The following is a 14396-nucleotide window of genomic DNA, read 5'->3' as shown; positions in this document are numbered from 1 at the left end:
ACTAGCCCCTTATGCTTCAAATTTTTTGAGAATAATGGTGGCATTGTGACCGCCGAACCCAAATGAATTGGACATGGCAATATTGACTTTAGTTTGACGTGGAACGTTTGGAACATAATCCAAATCACATTCCGGGTCCTGATTTTCCAGGTTGATTGTTGGAGCAAGCGTCTGATGTGTCAGCGACAATCCGCAGATTACGGCTTCCACGCCACCAGCAGCACCAAGCATATGACCTGTCATCGATTTGGTTGAACTCACCGCAAGCTTGTACGCATGATCGCCAAACGCTTTTTTGATCGCAAGCGTTTCGGATCTGTCACCTACAGGTGTTGATGTACCGTGTGCATTGATATAGTCCACTTCTTCTGGTTCGATACCCGCATTACGCAGAGCCATCTTCATACAACGAGCTGCTCCGTCCGGATCAGGCTCCGTCATGTGATGTGCATCGCCAGTGAGACCGTAACCAATTACTTCGCCATAAATACGAGCACCACGTTTTTGAGCATGTTCAAGGGATTCAAGGATCAGAACTCCCGCGCCCTCGCCCATAACAAACCCGTCACGTTCCGTATCAAAAGGACGGCTCGACTTAGCCGGATCATCATTACGTGTAGACATGGCACGCATTGCACAGAACCCAGCCAGACCAGTTGGTCTAATGGTTGCTTCCGCACCGCCACAAATCATTGCATCCGCATCACCGTTTGCAATCAGCTTGAAGGAATCTCCAATGGAGTGCGTTCCTGTAGCACATGCCGTTACCACGTTGATGTTAGGACCTTTCGCCCCGAGAGAAATCGACATCTGGCCAGAAGCCATGTTGGAGATCATCATCGGAATGAAAAATGGACTTACGCGTTTAGGACCCTTTTGCAGCAATGCATTATGTTGGTCCTCCCAAGTACCCAATCCACCGATACCCGATCCGATCGACACACCAAAACGCTCTGCATCAATGTTCTCGTCAATTTTCAGACCACTGTCTTCAACGGCTTTGAAACCAGCTGCTACAGCGAACTGAACAAAACGGTCCATTTTACGTGCATCTTTGCGTTCCATGTACTCTTCCGGGTTGAAATCCTTGATCTCGGCTGCAATTTGAGTGGTGTATTCACTTACATCAAACGCCTCAATCTGAGAGATTCCGGACTTGCCTGCCATTAAACTGCCCCAGAACGTTTCCAAATCTTTTCCGAGCGATGTCATTACGCCCATTCCGGTAATTACAACTCTTTGTTTCAAACCGACTCACCTCTATATCGACTGCATTACGCAAGTATTTTGTGGGAATATCCGCAAGCAGACGTCTAGCCAAGCAGGATCCGAAGATCCGTTTGACCAGCGCCGCTTGCGGAATGAGAATAACCAATGAATGATGAGAAGTCCCGCCTGTTCGAAAACAGGTGCGGGACTGAATTGACTTTAGGTATGAGATTGTATGTAGTTTACAACTTCACCTACGGTCGTGATTTTTTCTGCATCTTCATCAGAGATTTCCAAATCGAATTCATCTTCCAATTCCATGACCAATTCCACTACATCCAAAGAATCAGCACCCAAATCTTCTTTGAAAGATGCTTCAAGTGTAACTTCAGCTTCGTCTGCGCCCAAGCGGTCGACGACGATGCGTTTTACACGCTCCAATACATCGGACATCCGGTTCACCTCCTCCTTGGTATTATACGAGAATCGCAGGCAAAATGCCATAGAAGACATATGCGGCTCCCGGCCGGGGAACCCGGCCTTTTTCCGGCATTTCGGATCGTCCAGCGCCTGTTCCCCGACTATTGTTCAAGTCCGGGAAGAATTACATGTACATGCCACCATCAACATGCAGTGTCTGCCCTGTCATATAAGATGAAGCTTCTGAAGCCAGGAACGTGACAACACCGGCGATTTCATCCGGTTGGCCCAGACGGGACAATGGAATACCGTTCAACATGTTGTCCACGATCTCCTGGGACAATTCCTTCGTCATATCGGTCTCAATAAATCCTGGTGCAACGCAGTTAACTGTGATGCCGCGGGAGGCAAGCTCACGTGCAGATGCCTTCGTCAAACCGATAACCCCTGCCTTGGCAGCAACATAGTTTGCTTGTCCAGCATTTCCGAGCACACCCACAACAGAGGAGATATTGATAATTCTACCAGACCGTTGCTTCATCATTGGACGCGTAACCGCCTTAAGACAGTTAAACACCCCTTTGAGATTGGTTTCGATTACCTGATCAAATTCCTCTTCTTTCATACGCATGATCAGATTATCACGGGTAATGCCAGCATTGTTAACAAGAATATCAACATTGCCCCACGCTTCAATCGTAGCTTTGACCATTTGTTCGGCTTCGTCCATCTGGCCCACATTCGCTTGAATCGTAATTGCCTGGACACCTTTGGCGCGAATCGCTTCCGCTACTTCCTCAGCTGCCGCTTGACTGCCCGCATAATTCACGGCCACGTTGGCGCCTGCCTCGGCCAAAGCGAGTGCAATACTACGCCCAATACCACGGGATGCACCGGTAACGAGCGCATTTTTGCCTTGTAATGGTTTAGACATAATCATTCCTCCTTTCCCCAAATCTAATCATGGTTAATCAAATTAGTGCTGCTGCCGTTGCTTCGAGCGTCTCAAGACTGTTCACATTGTACAGTTTAACGGTTTTATCTGTTTTTTTAATCAAACCTGTTAACACACTGCCAGAACCAATCTCGATAAAGGTATCCACACCTTGCTCAATAAGCCATGTCACACTGTCTTCCCATAAAACCGGAGAATAGACCTGAGCTGTCAATAAATCCTGAACCTTACCGTCTTCCACAGGTCTTGCAGTCACATTAGCGACTACAGGGACCGTCCCAGGTGAGAACGAAACAGTTTTCAGTTTCTCAGCCAGCTTCTCTGCTGCATCCTTCATTAAGGAAGAATGGAACGGACCGCTTACTTCAAGTGTGATGGCACGTTTGCCGCCCGCTTCCTTGACCCGTTCAGCGACAGCAGCTACCCCTTCCTTCACACCGGAAATCACGATTTGTCCCGGGCAGTTGATGTTGGCAAGTTCAACTGCATGACCACTTTCGGATACGTCTCGGCAAAGCACCCCCAGCGCTTCCCGATCCGCACCCAATACTGCAGCCATTGCACCCTGTCCACCAGGAACAGCCTGTTCCATATATTGACCGCGTGCCCGCACAATACTTACCGCGTCCGCGAATGAAAGAACGCCCGCCGCGACCAGTGCACTGTATTCACCCAGACTGTGTCCGGCCGTATAATCAGGCTGAATTCCTTTTTCTTTAAAAGCCTCAAGCAATGCAATACTTGCTGTCAACAGAGCCGGTTGTGTATTCGATGTCTGTTTCAACTCGGTCTCTGGTCCCTCAAAAACAAGATTGCTCAGTGAGAAACCCAGCGTTTCATCGGCTGTGCGAAAAATCTCTGTTGCCGCAGGCACAGACTCATACGCGTCCTTGGCCATGCCCACAGTCTGCGACCCCTGTCCGGGAAATACAAATGCTATTTTACCCATCCAATTCATCTCTCCCAGCTGTCTAGTTTACCAAACGAGTACCGATGCGCCCCACGTCAATCCGCCACCGAAACCAACCATAAGCACGGTATCTCCGGCTTTCATGCGGCCTTCTTCAGCAGCTTCTACCAGAGCAAGCGGAATGGAAGCCGCGGATGTGTTAGCGTATTTATCCACGTTGACTACAACTTTCTCTTCAGGAAGCTCAAGTCGCTGCATTGCAGATTGGATAATCCGGATATTGGCTTGGTGAGGAACAAACAGATCCACGTCCGTACGTTCCAGGCCAGCCTTGCGCAGAACTTCGATTGTCGCTGTACCCATCACCCGTACTGCAAATTTAAACACTTCACGGCCATTCATGTAAATGTAATGTTTTTTGTTCTCAACCGTTTCTACGGATGCAGGTAGACGGGAACCTCCGCCCTCCATTTGAAGCAGGCTTCCGCCCGCACCTTCAGCTCCGAGATCGAATGATTTAAATCCACGGCCTTCCGGCACTTCACCAACGATAACCGCACCCGCGCCATCGCCAAACAGCACACAGGTATTACGGTCGGTATAGTCAGTAATACGAGACAAGCAATCTGCACCAATAACAAGTGCATTGTTGTACATGCCGCTTTGGATAAAGCTCGTTGCTGTTGCCAGACCGTATACAAATCCGGAGCAGGCAGCAGACAAGTCAAATGCCGCAGCGCCCTTGGCACCAAGCTTATCTTGCAAAATACAAGCAGTAGAAGGGAATGAAGAATCCGGTGTAATAGTTGCCACAATAATCAGATCAAGATCGCTGCCAGTCATGCCAGCAGACTCAAGTGCTTTGATCGCTGCCTCGTATGCCAGATCTGAAGTCGCCTGATCCGGTGCAGCGATGTGACGCTCCTTGATTCCTGTACGACTGACGATCCACTCATCATTCGTATCGACCATTTTCTCCAAATCGCTGTTTGTCAAAATTTTCTCAGGTACATATTTACCTGTACCGATAACCCCTACCGGGCGCAAATTATTCATGTCTTCACTCACTTCCCGCTAATTTCCTTAGATATGCTCTCCACCAGCTGGTTCTGTACTGCAATCCGTGCTTGGCGCACAGCATTTTTTATGGCATTGCCATCAGCTGATCCATGACTTTTCACCACAAGTTTGCTCAAACCGAGGAGTGGTGCACCACCATGCTCGGTATAATCTAGTTTCCGTTTCAAACCGCGCAGCTCAGGCATGAGCACCGCAGCAGCCAGTTTGCTTTTGAGCGACGATGAGAATTGTTCTTTAAGCAGAGCGAAAATGGCACCTGCTGTGCCTTCGAGCGATTTCAGCAATATATTTCCGGCAAATCCATCACATACAAGCACATCACACGCACCTGTAAGCACATCGCGAGCCTCTACATTACCAACAAAACGAATCGGAAGTTGCTCCAGCAAAGGATAGGCATGTTTGGTCAACTCATTCCCCTTACCAGGCTCTGTTCCCACATTGAGCAGGCCCACTCTTGGTGACGCGATTCCCTGTACTTTTTGCCGATACAAGCTCCCCATCAGACCATACTGTGCGAGGTGTTCCGGTTTGGCATCCATATTCGCACCAAGATCAAGTGCAAGTACACCCACATCATCGATCGTTGGAATCATGGGCGCAAGCGCCGGGCGCTCAATACCTTCCATACGGCCTACTACAAGCAAGCCGGCAGTCATCAGCGCTCCGGTATTGCCCGCAGAGATCATGGCGTCTGCTTCGCCTTCCTTAAGCATACGACCTGCAACCACCATGGAGGCATCCTTCTTGCGACGGACTGCCTTCACCGGTTCATCATCCGAACCGATCACTTCGGAAGCATGCCGAATAGTCAGATTAGCAGGTTTCGCACCTGACTGACTCAGAAGGGGTTCCAGCTTGGCTTCATCGCCGATCAGGACGATCTCGGTATCCGCCCATTCCTTAGCGGCAGCAATCGCGCCTTCTACTGTTGACGCGGGTGCATTGTCGCCTCCCATGGCATCAATGACGATTCTCATTCCAAATGACCTCCTTCTACGCTGTCTTCTCCACCTGAATGGTAGATTACAAAGTTGCCTTGAAACACCATTTCTTCACCAACATAAGTAAACACTTCAACTTTTGCTTTACCCTTTTGACCCGGGATCGATCTCACATATGCCTTTGCAATACATTTCTCTGCCAAATGAACCGAACGAACAAAACGAATGTCTGCGGACGCCGTCAAAGCAATCTCGTCATTAATAACGGCTACAGCCAACGAGTTAGCCTGTGCAAAAACATAGTGTCCCCGAGCAATGCCCGTTCTCGAAAATACGTGTTCTTCCTTAATCTCAAACAAGGAAATCCCGCTCTTGTCCAGTTGCAAGTCCACAATATCACCGATAATCTCATGCAGGGGCAAGGAGCGCACCTGATCATAGGAACGCTCCGCCATCAGTTTCATCCGCTCCCGAAGCTCGGGAATCCCAAGCTCCAGTCTGTCGAGACGAATCGTCTGAATACTCACCTTCAATTGGCGTGTAAGTTCCTGATCCGTCACAAACGGGTTGTCTTCGATCATTTTGGTTAACTGCTGCTGCCTCTGTCTCTTCGGTACACGTTCGATGCCTGACACCCCCCGCTGTATCGTTTAAGGAACCGCCCAATCCGGTCAGTTCAACATTCTTAACATTGCTTCTATAATTGCATCCCTGATTAGCAGGGGCGTTCTCACACGAATTATGGTTCATGTTTATGTAACGTCAAATCTTAGAACCTGGTACTAAACTATAGTATATCTCATCCCGTGTCAAAAAGAAAGGCTGGCTGAACAAAAACAATCCTGCCTTACGGAGCCTGGCTTCACAGTCCCGAACATAACCAGTAACGAGCCTTACTAAAATATCAAAAACGTATATTGAACTATATTCACGAAGATAGAATACAGGTAAAGGTAGTCATTTTTGCGATGTTATAGTCTAAAAAAAGTAGCACCTCATCGAAATGAAGTGCTACTTGATGTCTAGCTATTATTGAGAGATGATCTCTCTTGCTTTGTACGTTCCGCACACTTTGCATACGTGGTGACTAAGCTTCAGCTCGCCACATTGTTCACATTTCACCATACCCGGTACTGCCAATTTAAAGTGAGTGCGACGTTTGTCGCGACGCGTCTTGGATGTTCTCCGTTGAGGTACTGCCATTATTCCCACCTCCTTATCAAAATAAACCTTTGCAGGTAGTTGTTACAATGTTCGATTTTCAATCATGCTCATTTAAAAAAATCCTTGAGCCCTGCAAGCCGCGGATCGATAACTTGGTTATCACAACCGCAGTCACCTTCGTTCAGCTCATGGCCACACTTGGGGCATAACCCTTTGCATGTATCGCTACACAGCGGTATAAACGGAAGATTCAGCAGAAAAGCTTCCTCAGCATAACCCTTCAGATCAACGCTATCTCCATCCACATAGAAAGTATCGTCGTCTTCGTGCAATTCCTCTGGCTGCTTTCCCTTCTTGAATTGCTCATGAAAATCAATATGAAAATGTTCATTAATCGGCTTAAGACACCGGGAGCACAACATGTCCACTCCTGCTGTCAGCTTGCCATGAACATCCACAACGTCTCCCTCTCTGAACTCTGCAGATAAATCTGCGGTCAGCGGGGTAACGGCTGTGATATCTTGTCGGTTAGAAACCAGTTCCTTGATATCCCACTGTTCATTAAACTGCAGGGGACCATCACTGGTAGCCACTTTGCGAAATGGCATTAACATTTCCCATCACTCCAAACGAAACCAATCTCATAATTAAAGTTAAACGCCTAACGACAGTTATACAGGTCAAGCCTGACTCTTGCAACACATCATATTCCTGACTGTATGTATTCTGACGATTCCTCGTTAAAAGTATTATGAAATTGACTTAACAAACAAAAATCATTATACCGATTTTTCAAGACGTTTGTCAACACTTTTAACTTTACACCCTTTTTAAAAATGACGATCCTAATCCGCATTCGATCTCTGATACATTATAGGCTTACTGTAAGTTAAACTACAAGTCATGCATTTTGAAGGCGGGTTCCGGCTATATCGACCTGAAGGATTCTTTTCTTTTTCCTCGTATACACTGCGATATGATTTGAACAAAGGTATATCCATGTCCTATTATGGAACAAGATGAGCTCGCATATAATCGGGCTAGGAAGAGAAAGATTGATCCCCAATTGAACATTTACCGAAAGGAGCGCATTCTCATATGAAAGCCGTTGGCGTCATTGTTGAATATAACCCTTTACATAACGGACATGTCTACCATCTGAGTGAAGCAAGGCGGCTCAGTGGAGCAGACGTTGTTGTGGCTGTGATGAGCGGCCCTTTTCTCCAGCGCGGCGAACCCGCCATCGTGGGCAAAAGGGCACGCACTGAGATGGCGCTGCATGCTGGCGCCGATCTGGTGCTTGAACTGCCGGTTGCCTATGCTGTACAACCGGCCGAGTGGTTCGCCTTTGGTGCGGTGTCACTGCTGCACCGCACAGGCGTGGTGGGCTCGCTCTGCTTTGGCAGCGAGTCCGGCGACCTGGACAGCCTGCAGCGCATTGCGCGCGTGCTGGCTGTGGAGCCCGCAGTGCTGCGCGAGGACATCGCGCGCCGCCTGCGGGAAGGCGCCAGCTATCCCGCAGCATACGCAGGTGCGGCGGCGGCACTGGCGCCTGGCGGCGTCGATGCGGACAACGCCGCTGTACTGCTGGGGCAGCCCAACAATTCGCTTGGGCTGCATTACCTGATCGCGCTGCAACGGCTGGGCAGCGCGATCAAGCCCTTTACGGCGGCGCGTACCGGTGCCGCGTATCATGAGGCGACGCCCGGACCGGGGGCGATCGCCAGTGCAACTGCCGTCCGCCGCCTGCTGATGGCGGACGGGCCCGAAGCCGCCGCGCCATACATGCCGGCGGCAACCCTTGCCATTCTGCGACGGGAATGGCAGGAAGGGCGCGCTCCCGTGCATTGGGAGCGCTTTGCACAGCCGCTGCTGCACATCGCGGCCACACGCCGTGCCTCTGAGCTGGAGCAGATCGCCGAGGTCACGGAAGGACTTGAACACAGGCTGAGCCGCACACTTGCTCAGCTCCCGGAGCCTTCAGTCGAGGCATTGCTGAACGCACTTAAAACGAAACGGTACACACGCACAAAGCTACAGCGCATGTTGACCCATATCCTGCTGAATCATACCAAGGCAGAATGTTCGCCCGAAAAGCTGGCTGAAGGGCCAGCATATCTTCGAGTGCTGGGGTTTAATGCACAAGGACAGAGCCTCTTGAAACAGATGAAAAAGACGGCTTCTCTGCCCGTTCTGCTGAAACCATCAACCTTTGTCCATAACCAGTTGGAGCTGGATGTACAAGCTCAGGCAGCATATGCACTCGCCTGCGAACATACCGATACACGCATGATGTACAGCGACTACTATGACCCACCTGTGAGGCTCTGATTCTACGTTCAGTCATATCCATAGCTGGTTGAATATAAAAGATTTCGACGTCTTCAGTGTTGTTCAATTGGATCGACTCACAAGTTTTTGCCGGAGCCAACGCTTATGCATAGTTTGATGCAATCCTGATCTATTGGTTATAAGATTGATCAGACTCCGTTGATGATGCGTTATTTAATATCGATTACTCAAACAAAATCCCCCTATTGCACACCGATTCGGCATCGTTGCAATAGGGGGATTTCACATCTTCCTCATTCATTCAACCATTCTATTTATTGAGAATAATTGTGTTAGGATTTGACAGACAAGGTTTTCAGATAAGCCAGCGCATCATCCACTGTGCTGACAGGGATGAGTTTCATTTTGGTACCAATCTGTTCAGCCTTGGCTTCAGCTTCTTTATAATTGTCCTTTGGCACAAAGAAAAACTCCGCTTCTTTCCGGTCCGCCGCAACAATTTTGTGCACAACGCCACCAATTGCGCCAACTACACCTTCTTTGGTAATCGTGCCTGTGCCAGCAATCCGGTGACCTTTCGTCAAATCTCCAGGGGTCAACTGATTGTAAATCTCGAGGGTGAACATCAGTCCGGCAGATGGACCACCTACCTGAGTATCTGTGAAGGATATCTGTTTATTCGGATCTTCTGCTTTCACTTTCTGAACCGCACCGATCATGACACCCAGTGCCGGGCGAACTTCACCGGTTTTGCTGTCTTTTACTTCAATGAGTTGAACGTCGCGGCTGATGGTCTCCCCACCTCGCTCCAATTGCATCTCGACCGTATCTCCGACCTTTTTGTTCTTTAACTGCTCAGACAGCACCGTATTGTCGGGAGTCGCCGTTCCGTTTACACCCAAAATAATATCTCCGGGCTCAATATCTCCCTTAGGTTTTGGATCTTCAGACAACCCAAATACAAAAATATGCTCAGGAACAATGGAGTATTTCACTCCCGCCTGCTCATAAGCCGCCTCCATTGCCGAGGATTGTGAATCACTCATGAACCAGACCTGTTCGGCAGAATATTCTGCTTCACTTTTGCCGCGCAGCCGATCTTCTTTTTTATCTACTTGAGCATTTCGATTAAACAAGGAGGTTCCTAGCAAAAACACATTGGCATATGTTGCCGACACTGTCGTCATCATAAACACACCGCGTTCTTCCTTATCCCCCTCTTTCACGGTAACCATGGGTTTTACTTCGTCGGCACTACCAGGCATATAAATGATATATGGCGTTGGCATATATACCGCAACATAGACGACCAGAGCCACCACGATCACAAAGATCGAAGCTCTGAATCCGCCAGATTTCCGAATCCGATTCATTGCATGAGCCCCCGTTCTTTGCGTATCTTTCAATAATTATAAGTCTAACACTCTCATGCTTTTGCATACAATGGTACAGGCCGGATAGGCCGCTGTTTACAGTAGCTTATCCGGTCAAGGCCGAAGCGTCCACGGACGTCATTCGGCCGTCCACAACTAATCCTGGCCGAGTGTATGCGGCACTATGCATATGAGGTGAAACAATGACAATGCAGAGCGAAGTTACGGGCTCTGGACCGTTACGAACGGTACTTATGAGTACAGGCGCTTTATTGCTGGTAATTGCAGTAGTTGTATCTCCGAAAGATGCATTCGATGCCTCTATTCAAGGTTTGGACATTTGGTGGAAAATCATCTTTCCAGCCATGCTTCCATTCCTGATGTTATCCCAAATGCTGACTGCATTCGGCTTTACCCACGCACTTGGCGTCTTATTAGGGCCATTAATGCAGCGCTGGTTCCGTCTGCCGGGCAAAGCCGGACTGGCTGTTGTTGTCGGCATGTGCGGCGGCTTTCCGGCAGGAGCAGATACCGCCTCCCGTCTAGTGCAGGATCAACAAATTACCGCCAAACAGGCGGGTATTGTCGCATCAGCATCTCATTTCGCCAATCCATTGATGATTATACTTGTCATCGGTGCTGCTTTTCTTCACCAGCCTGCTGCCGGATATTTCCTTCTGATCGTTCACTGGGTTAGTGGCTGGATTGCCACCATGATCGGAGTACGTCTCCTACCCAAGGAATCAAAAGGGGAAAAACACTCAACTGCAAATCCTTCTTCGTATAAACGACGGAGCCTATGGTCCCAGATGATGTTTGCAGCCCGCGAAGCCCAGGAACGTGACGGACGCGGGTTCGGCAAATTGCTTGGTGACACGGTCTCCCAAGCTGTACAAACCTTAATGATGACCGGAGGATATATGATTGTGTTTGCCGTGTTTGTTCGGCTGCTCACCCTCTATATCACCCCCGGTACTTCAGTTGCTTTTTGGCCCTCACTGCTGGAACTCCATCTGGGAACCTATCACCTAAGTCAGAGCCCACTGACATCCGTTATGCTAATGTCCTTGCTTGCGGCCGTCCTCGGCTGGGGAGGTCTATGCTCTCATCTGCAAGTCTCCGCCGTGCTGAAAGCTGCGGGACTTGCCACAACGTCCATGTTGTATTTTGCCGGAATCCGCCTGCTTCATGCATTGGTTGCATTTTTCATCAGCTTGCTGCTGTGGCTGCCATTCAGCCGTTACAGTTCCGAGGTCTGGGTCACGTTTCAGAACAATCCGGGCAATGGTTTGTCACCATTCCTAACCAAGCAATCCCTGGTAGGCATGAACACCTCCGACATCATCGATGCCGTCTGGATTGGATTCCCTGCTGCCTGTATCGGTCTGGCATTGCTGCTCACCGTCATGATCTGCCTATCTGGGCTGACCTTCTGGTTTAACCGCCGGTTTTCTCGCTAATTTTCTGACGCAGCGCAACTTCCACTTCAGGTGAGACCAGATCGGTGACATCTCCGTGGTAGTGGGCAATTTCCTTGACGATGCTGGAGCTCAGATAAGAATATTTTGGATTGGTCATCATGAAAATGGTTTCCGCATCCGGATTTAACTTGCTGTTCGTCGAAGCCAGCTGAAGCTCATATTCAAAATCTGTCACAGAGCGGATACCACGGACAATGACCTGAGCATCTTTTTGCCGTACATAATTTGCCGTCAGATCACGGAAGCTGTCCACCTCCACATTAGGCAGATGACTCGTGACTTCTGTAATGAGACTCTTGCGTTCTTCCACCGTAAACAATGGATTTTTGCTCATATTATTCAATACAGCCACGATGACGCGATCGAACTGCTTGGACGCCCGGGCAATAATGTCCAGATGGCCCATGGTTACGGGATCAAAACTCCCTGGATATACGGCAATTCGTTCCTGACGATGTATCATTTCACTCATGAGGAGCCTCCTCTTCCGCTGTGCTAGGTTCTCCATCTTCTGTTGTTGCAGCAGGTGCATAATAATAGATGGATACAGCTGTCTCCCCATACAATGCCTTGCGCGTTTGTTCAAACGGGCCGAATTGCTCAGGGTAACTATATTTGGATTCATATTCAAGCACGATGGTCGCTTCCGATTCAAGCAGATCCAGTTCATGCATTGTAAGCATTAACTCGTCCCCATTTTTCATACGGTAGGGCGGATCAAGAAATACGAGATCAAATTGTGTGCTTCGCTTGGCGAGCGCCTTCAATGCACGACTCGCATCATTCCGGTATATGGCCGCCTGATCTTCCAGCTTGGTTGCCTTCAGATTTGCACGGATCACTTCAATACTTTTCGATTCCAAGTCAACAAAAACAGCCTTGTCCATGCCGCGGCTCAGCGCCTCAATACCGAGACCACCACTGCCTGCAAACAGATCCAATGCTGTACCGCCCTCAAAATACGGGCCTATCATACTAAACAACGCTTCCTTCACCTTGTCGGTGGTCGGCCGCGTTCCTGTGCCAGGAACAGCCTTCAGCGGTCTGCCTTTCGCACTCCCAGATACCACTCTCACTGATGAGTCACCTTTTCTCTCTATGTAAGTTTATTGATAAAGCTATCGTACCACAATCGGGTTCAGTTTGAAAAATAGTGCGTCTGCTTTCTCTCAAGAAAATTGTTGACGCAATTGTTGACGGATATGTATAAAAAGGAAACTTTCCGGCCATCCTTTAATTATCGACATCACAAGTGTCGTAGACAACCGCGGAGAAGACTTACGTTTCCCCATAAGCTCTTCGTCCGGTTTCTCCTCTCCCATGAAAAAGAAGCTCTCGAAAGAGGGCTTCTTTTTGTTATCTAAAATTATGTACTATAACCGAACCGACCAATTATAAAACCGTTGCCCTCAGACAACACTATTCCCCATATTCATCCATACTGGCCTCGAATTCGGATTGTAGCCATTCAATTTCTTTAAGCCATTCTTCCATGTCATTCATAAATTCCGTATGATCCAAGTGTTCGATCTTATATTTCTTCAGTTTGTCGCTCAGAAAAGCATAGAAATAATGACTCAATTCATATCGCTGTCTGCTTTTGCTAAACGTTTTATACTGATCCTCACTGACCGTCACTGACCGTCATATCAAAGTAAATCGTATTCTCCTTCTTAGCATACCTGACCGTCGATTTTCTCTCATATTCTTCAGGAAGACATCTGAAAACAAAGAACAGCTCAATGTCACACGCTTGATATTTACGTTCTGCTTTATCAAACACTGGCTGCAATTCATCCGAAAGGGCAGCAACCTGTGTTAACCCTGAGGTGTCTGTGGATTTATCCAGTATCATATTAAAGTCCCTCTTTGTTCATCTCTTTGCTCATCTCTCTGTATTTCCGATTTGAACGGCGCAGGTTAATCATTGAAACCATAAGGAGAACTACAGGCAACAACATATTCCATGACTGATTCTTAATCATCACGATCGCGAAGAACACCATTGCTGCCCATACCACTATTTCAATTGCTTCATACTTGGTTAAGATGCGCTTGAATGCTTTTCTGGAAATGAGGCGAATTAGGAAATAAGCGATTAAGCAATAGAATGCGCCCATTCCCAGTATGGCAATCAGGACCATCAACATCCCCATGAACATGCCTCTAATCACCTCTCAACTTCATTCCCTTAATTTTACCATATGAGCGAAAGAGTGTCATCGGAATGCTCCTGCCTGAACTCTCCATATCACCTTCATTTATTTCTCTTCACTAATCACTGTCGCGTTATAAATCACAATCCGTTTGCCATTCAGATCAAAAAGCACTTTATTTCCATACTCCGTATCCTGCAAATCAATCTTCCCCTCATACGTATGAATCAATTCCCCCGAATTACTGTATACGTTAACCACACGCTCCAGACCACCGGAGTTGTTGGACCGCATCGTTTTCAGCGCACGTTCACCTGAAGCCGTGTTGAAATACCAGATGAAGCATCCTACGATGATACCTAGTATGACGAGAATCGTTACCCATACACCTGTCTTTGCTTTTCTGCTCAAA

At 48.3% G+C, this 14396-nt stretch carries 18 protein-coding genes; 2 read left to right on the top strand and 16 right to left on the bottom strand.

What is annotated here, in order from left to right:
* Positions 1-9: 9 nt before the first annotated feature.
* The 9 genes from fabF to ACDJ58_RS09620 all read right to left on the bottom strand — a co-directional run bounded on the left by fabF (position 10) and on the right by ACDJ58_RS09620 (position 7296).
* The gene (gene fabF / locus ACDJ58_RS09660; RefSeq protein WP_064639091.1) at positions 10-1248 is read right to left on the bottom strand and encodes a beta-ketoacyl-ACP synthase II; all 1239 of its coding nucleotides are present in this window, start codon (positions 1246-1248) and stop codon (positions 10-12) included.
* 180 nt (positions 1249-1428) lie between these two features.
* Entirely contained in the window at positions 1429-1662 is a 234-nt protein-coding gene (gene acpP, locus ACDJ58_RS09655; RefSeq protein WP_024630176.1) for an acyl carrier protein, read from the bottom strand.
* A gap of 151 nt (positions 1663-1813) precedes the next feature.
* Complete coding sequence (fabG, locus tag ACDJ58_RS09650; protein ID WP_063564667.1) at positions 1814-2563, bottom strand: 3-oxoacyl-[acyl-carrier-protein] reductase; 750 nt, start codon at positions 2561-2563, stop codon at positions 1814-1816.
* Positions 2564-2600: 37 nt separating this feature from the next.
* On the bottom strand, positions 2601-3533 hold the full coding sequence (gene fabD, locus ACDJ58_RS09645; protein ID WP_413377422.1) for an ACP S-malonyltransferase: 933 nt from the start codon (positions 3531-3533) through the stop codon (positions 2601-2603).
* Positions 3534-3560: 27 nt separating this feature from the next.
* The gene (locus ACDJ58_RS09640; RefSeq protein ID WP_063564927.1) at positions 3561-4550 is read right to left on the bottom strand and encodes a beta-ketoacyl-ACP synthase III; all 990 of its coding nucleotides are present in this window, start codon (positions 4548-4550) and stop codon (positions 3561-3563) included.
* Positions 4551-4558: 8 nt separating this feature from the next.
* The gene (gene plsX, locus ACDJ58_RS09635) at positions 4559-5554 is read right to left on the bottom strand and encodes a phosphate acyltransferase PlsX (RefSeq protein ID WP_413377420.1); all 996 of its coding nucleotides are present in this window, start codon (positions 5552-5554) and stop codon (positions 4559-4561) included.
* Complete coding sequence (gene fapR, locus ACDJ58_RS09630) at positions 5551-6099, bottom strand: transcription factor FapR (RefSeq protein ID WP_413379576.1); 549 nt, start codon at positions 6097-6099, stop codon at positions 5551-5553. Before fapR ends, plsX begins: the two co-directional genes overlap by 4 nt.
* Before the next feature lie 448 nt (positions 6100-6547).
* A complete protein-coding gene (rpmF, locus tag ACDJ58_RS09625; RefSeq protein ID WP_017689233.1) occupies positions 6548-6721 on the bottom strand; it encodes a 50S ribosomal protein L32 in 174 nt (57 codons plus the stop codon).
* A gap of 68 nt (positions 6722-6789) precedes the next feature.
* On the bottom strand, positions 6790-7296 hold the full coding sequence (locus ACDJ58_RS09620) for a YceD family protein (RefSeq protein WP_413377417.1): 507 nt from the start codon (positions 7294-7296) through the stop codon (positions 6790-6792).
* Between the two features lie 484 nt (positions 7297-7780).
* Between ACDJ58_RS09620 and ACDJ58_RS09615 the strand changes: the two genes are divergently transcribed.
* On the top strand, positions 7781-9013 hold the full coding sequence (locus tag ACDJ58_RS09615) for a nucleotidyltransferase (RefSeq protein WP_413377415.1): 1233 nt from the start codon (positions 7781-7783) through the stop codon (positions 9011-9013).
* 293 nt (positions 9014-9306) lie between these two features.
* Here ACDJ58_RS09615 and ACDJ58_RS09610 read toward each other — a convergent pair whose 3' ends face one another.
* Entirely contained in the window at positions 9307-10347 is a 1041-nt protein-coding gene (locus tag ACDJ58_RS09610) for a SepM family pheromone-processing serine protease (RefSeq protein ID WP_413377413.1), read from the bottom strand.
* A gap of 203 nt (positions 10348-10550) precedes the next feature.
* On the opposite strand from ACDJ58_RS09610, the gene ACDJ58_RS09605 reads away from it, so the two are divergent.
* The gene (locus tag ACDJ58_RS09605; protein WP_413377411.1) at positions 10551-11807 is read left to right on the top strand and encodes a nucleoside recognition domain-containing protein; all 1257 of its coding nucleotides are present in this window, start codon (positions 10551-10553) and stop codon (positions 11805-11807) included.
* Here ACDJ58_RS09605 and coaD read toward each other — a convergent pair.
* The 6 genes from coaD to ACDJ58_RS09575 form a co-directional block, all read right to left on the bottom strand.
* Positions 11785-12291 carry a pantetheine-phosphate adenylyltransferase gene (coaD, locus tag ACDJ58_RS09600; protein ID WP_413379574.1) on the bottom strand — a complete coding sequence of 169 codons (507 nt, stop codon included), beginning with the start codon at positions 12289-12291 and terminating at the stop codon, positions 11785-11787. The two genes, ACDJ58_RS09605 and coaD, sit on opposite strands and share 23 nt — an antisense overlap.
* A 1-nt stretch (position 12292) precedes the next feature.
* A complete protein-coding gene (gene rsmD, locus ACDJ58_RS09595; RefSeq protein WP_413377409.1) occupies positions 12293-12904 on the bottom strand; it encodes a 16S rRNA (guanine(966)-N(2))-methyltransferase RsmD in 612 nt (203 codons plus the stop codon).
* 343 nt (positions 12905-13247) lie between these two features.
* Positions 13248-13466 carry a hypothetical protein gene (locus tag ACDJ58_RS09590; RefSeq protein ID WP_413377407.1) on the bottom strand — a complete coding sequence of 73 codons (219 nt, stop codon included), beginning with the start codon at positions 13464-13466 and terminating at the stop codon, positions 13248-13250.
* Positions 13453-13683 (bottom strand): hypothetical protein, encoded by a 231-nt coding sequence (locus tag ACDJ58_RS09585; RefSeq protein WP_413377405.1) that lies wholly within the window; start codon positions 13681-13683, stop codon positions 13453-13455. The genes ACDJ58_RS09590 and ACDJ58_RS09585 overlap by 14 nt, the downstream gene beginning before the upstream one ends.
* Before the next feature lies 1 nt (position 13684).
* Entirely contained in the window at positions 13685-13984 is a 300-nt protein-coding gene (locus ACDJ58_RS09580; protein WP_413377403.1) for a hypothetical protein, read from the bottom strand.
* A gap of 105 nt (positions 13985-14089) precedes the next feature.
* A complete protein-coding gene (locus tag ACDJ58_RS09575) occupies positions 14090-14395 on the bottom strand; it encodes a hypothetical protein (protein ID WP_379434710.1) in 306 nt (101 codons plus the stop codon).
* Between the last annotated feature and the right edge of the window lies 1 nt (position 14396).

This window comes from Paenibacillus taichungensis (assembly GCF_047302525.1).
GTDB classification, from domain to species: Bacteria; Bacillota; Bacilli; order Paenibacillales; family Paenibacillaceae; genus Paenibacillus; species Paenibacillus taichungensis_B.
The sequence above is the reverse complement of the archived record's forward strand: the minus strand, read 5'-3'. Positions and strand labels throughout refer to the sequence as shown.

What these genes read in the sequence shown, in the direction of transcription:
- fabD (WP_413377422.1), bottom strand. Translation starts at nt 3,533, where the DNA reads ATGGGTAAAATAGCATTTGTATTTCCCGGACAGGGGTCGCAGACTGTG.
- ACDJ58_RS09585 (WP_413377405.1), bottom strand. Translation starts at nt 13,683, where the DNA reads ATGATACTGGATAAATCCACAGACACCTCAGGGTTAACACAGGTTGCT.
- plsX (WP_413377420.1), bottom strand. Translation starts at nt 5,554, where the DNA reads ATGAGAATCGTCATTGATGCCATGGGAGGCGACAATGCACCCGCGTCA.
- ACDJ58_RS09640 (WP_063564927.1), bottom strand. Translation starts at nt 4,550, where the DNA reads ATGAATAATTTGCGCCCGGTAGGGGTTATCGGTACAGGTAAATATGTA.
- rpmF (WP_017689233.1), bottom strand. Translation starts at nt 6,721, where the DNA reads ATGGCAGTACCTCAACGGAGAACATCCAAGACGCGTCGCGACAAACGT.
- ACDJ58_RS09615 (WP_413377415.1), top strand. Translation starts at nt 7,781, where the DNA reads ATGAAAGCCGTTGGCGTCATTGTTGAATATAACCCTTTACATAACGGA.
- ACDJ58_RS09610 (WP_413377413.1), bottom strand. Translation starts at nt 10,347, where the DNA reads ATGAATCGGATTCGGAAATCTGGCGGATTCAGAGCTTCGATCTTTGTG.
- ACDJ58_RS09580 (WP_413377403.1), bottom strand. Translation starts at nt 13,984, where the DNA reads ATGGGGATGTTGATGGTCCTGATTGCCATACTGGGAATGGGCGCATTC.
- fabG (WP_063564667.1), bottom strand. Translation starts at nt 2,563, where the DNA reads ATGTCTAAACCATTACAAGGCAAAAATGCGCTCGTTACCGGTGCATCC.
- coaD (WP_413379574.1), bottom strand. Translation starts at nt 12,291, where the DNA reads ATGATACATCGTCAGGAACGAATTGCCGTATATCCAGGGAGTTTTGAT.
- ACDJ58_RS09620 (WP_413377417.1), bottom strand. Translation starts at nt 7,296, where the DNA reads ATGTTAATGCCATTTCGCAAAGTGGCTACCAGTGATGGTCCCCTGCAG.
- fapR (WP_413379576.1), bottom strand. Translation starts at nt 6,099, where the DNA reads ATGATCGAAGACAACCCGTTTGTGACGGATCAGGAACTTACACGCCAA.
- acpP (WP_024630176.1), bottom strand. Translation starts at nt 1,662, where the DNA reads ATGTCCGATGTATTGGAGCGTGTAAAACGCATCGTCGTCGACCGCTTG.
- ACDJ58_RS09605 (WP_413377411.1), top strand. Translation starts at nt 10,551, where the DNA reads ATGACAATGCAGAGCGAAGTTACGGGCTCTGGACCGTTACGAACGGTA.